1 protein-coding gene is annotated in these 255 nt (G+C 67.8%); it reads right to left on the reverse strand.

The genetic code is table 11. The annotated features are described in order from the left end of the window. Window positions 1-255: sortase domain-containing protein (locus tag GL263_RS28030; RefSeq protein WP_182858488.1), on the reverse strand; the 255-nt coding region annotated here is incomplete at both ends.

Consider the following 255-nt stretch of genomic DNA (forward strand, 5'->3'; position numbering starts at 1 on the left):
CCGCGCATGCTGGCGAAGGCGACGATATTCGCGTCATAGCCGTTCTCCTTGGTGAAGCCGCCGCCGCAGGTGATGAGGCGGAGCTGCGGGGTCTGCGTCGGGCCGTAGACCCGTTCGTTGGGGTAGTCGTCGTCCTTCTGGTACTGCTCGACCGAGTCGACGGTGAAGACCACCGTGCTCCGGTCGTCACGCTCGATCCGGATCTCCGCTCCCGGCTTGAGCGAGCCGAGCCCGGCGAACGCCGCCGGTCCCTCC

The organism is Streptomyces durbertensis, assembly GCF_014156695.1.
GTDB lineage: Bacteria > Actinomycetota > Actinomycetes > Streptomycetales > Streptomycetaceae > Streptomyces > Streptomyces durbertensis.